Origin of the sequence: Actinoplanes sp. NPDC051633, assembly GCF_040681735.1 — a bacterium.
Lineage (GTDB): Bacteria > Actinomycetota > Actinomycetes > Mycobacteriales > Micromonosporaceae > Actinoplanes.
Genome location: NZ_JBFAZH010001271.1, coordinates 1 through 2,127, shown reverse-complemented (window position 1 = coordinate 2,127; position 2,127 = coordinate 1). Strand labels below are relative to the sequence as shown.

Sequence of the window (2,127 nt, the reverse complement as noted above, 5' to 3'; positions counted from 1 at the left end):
GACATCACAATCGATCGTGTCACAAACAAAACAATCACTTACAGACACTTGAAAGAAAATAAAAAAGATGCGAGAGGGTCCCGAATGGGCTCGCGGGCCACACCGGGACCAGCCCGTACGTCGGCTTGATCGTGACCGTACCGGTGAACGCGGCGGGAATGCGTAGTGATCCACCGCCGTCGGTGCCGACCGACCACGCACCCATGCCGAGCCCGACCGCTGCCGCGCTGCCCCCGCTCGATCCGCCGCAGGTCAGCGCGGCATCCCATGGATTGCCGGTCGGGCCGTGGCGCAGCGAGTCGGTGACGCCCTTCCAGCCGAACTCCGGCGTGGCGGTCTTGCCCAGCAGGACAGCTCCTGTTTCCCGGAGCCGGGCCACCGCCGGGGCGTCCTCGGCCCATAACCCGTGCTCATCGATCAGGTTGGTTCCGCGCAGCGTCGGCCACCCACGGGTGTACAGCAGGTCCTTGATCGAGGTCGGTATGCCGTCACCCGGCCCGAGCACGCCGCCGCGGCGCCAACGGGCCTCGGACCGCACAGCGGCAGCCACCGCACCATCGGCATCGACCAGGACGAAGGCGTTGACGTCGTCGTTGCCGGCATCGATCGCGGCCAGCATGGCCAAGGTCACCTCAACCGGGGACACGCTACCGTCCCGGTACGCGGCGATCAGGTCGGTGGCCGTCAGGCGGGTCAGGTCGGTCATCGTCTACCTCACGCGTGGCCGGTGATACGAACCCGAACCGCTCACTCGGGGCCAAGCCCAGAACGGTCCGCAGCCGATCACTACTATCTCGCACGCCTCGATCAGATCGGGGCGTGGTCATCGGTGATTGAGTGAAATCGTGAGGAGTATCAGCACCCGGCTCGAGCTGCCTGCTCGGGCCGGTGCCGCTACCGACAGCCCTGCGCGGCCGGCTCAAGCGGCGGCTGCGACCGATGCGCGGCCTCCAAACCGACCGGACCGCGCAGGTGGTGATCGCCGGGCACGCCTTCGTGCAGAATCTGCGCCGCGGCCACTTCGACCTCGAACTCGACACCCCGCCGACCACAAGACTCGCCGCAACGTTCACCGGACTCGCCCAAGCGATCTGAGTAGCCCCGGTCCAGGGCTCGTCACGCCCGCCGAACGGATAATGCAACGCCGCCGATGCACATCTAATCTAGGGACACTCGGAACCCCTTGCCGTGCGACGTCACGCTGGGCCCGCTGTGCCAGCGAGGTCGTCGGCCGCGGCGAGCGCCCGACCGATGACCTGGGCGCGGGGCAGCGCTCGGGCCAGCACCGCAATCCGGTTGACGACGTCGATACCAATCTGCTGGCCGATCCGCTCCGCCAGCCGGCGGTAGCGCTCCACGTCCTCACCGGTGAGCTGCGGCGCCGACGGGGCGGCCTCGGCTGCCGCCAGCAGGAACGCCGCGGTCTCCTTCCGGTCGCATGTGACGAGCAGCTCAGCGAGGACGCGCACTGTGGTCCACAGCTGCGGCCACCGGCCCATCCGGTGCTCGTCCTGCAGCAAAGGGGTGACCAGCGCGAGCGCCTCCCCCGAGCGCCCCAGCCGAGTCAGCGCGGACAGCAACGCGATGCGGGCCACTGAGCCCACCTGTACCGCCCCGGCACGGTCGGCTTGGCCTGCTGCCTCGCGAAGCACCATGACCGCCGCTTCCGGGTCATCCAGCAGCGCGATCTCGCCGGTCACGTAGGTCGCGAACGCAAGGGATCCCTCCGCGCCGGCGGCCTCGGCGGCGCAGCGCGCCAGGGCCGCCTGCATGTGCGCTTCGGCGCGGTTCCCGTGATAGCCGGCCAGTAGCGCCAGGCCGGCGTGACCGTCGACGCGGAATCCGTCGGGAAGGCCGTCGACCGCGAGCAGCTGATGCCACCACGCGGCGGAGCGGTCGTGCCGTCCCGCGTAGACGTTGGCGACGCCGAGGGTGAGCAGCGCCAGGCAGCGCTCCGCGGTGTCGGCGGCCAGCTCCAGCGCCTCGGTGGCCACGCGCTCGGCGTCGTCGAGCTCACCGCGCTCGGTGGCCGCCAGCGCACCGGCGCCGAGCGCCAGCGGCGCGGCGGCGGTGCGGCGGATGGCGGGGTGCCGCGCGACCTCGCGCTTGAGGTCGAGCAGTTCCGCG

General features: G+C 70.2%; 2 protein-coding genes and 1 pseudogene. 1 reads left to right on the top strand and 2 read right to left on the bottom strand.

Annotated elements, in window-relative coordinates:
• Positions 1-34 precede the first annotated feature (34 nt).
• Entirely contained in the window at positions 35-706 is a 672-nt protein-coding gene (locus tag AB0M20_RS39955) for an amidase family protein (protein ID WP_364306332.1), read from the bottom strand.
• Between the two features lie 206 nt (positions 707-912).
• On the opposite strand from AB0M20_RS39955, the pseudogene AB0M20_RS39950 reads away from it, so the two are divergent.
• A pseudogene (locus AB0M20_RS39950) lies at positions 913-1,095 on the top strand (DDE-type integrase/transposase/recombinase); the annotation flags it as partial.
• Positions 1,096-1,196: 101 nt separating this feature from the next.
• On the opposite strand, the gene AB0M20_RS39945 reads toward AB0M20_RS39950, so the two are convergent.
• Positions 1,197-2,127: hypothetical protein (locus tag AB0M20_RS39945; RefSeq protein ID WP_364306331.1), on the bottom strand; the 931-nt coding region annotated here is incomplete at its 5' end.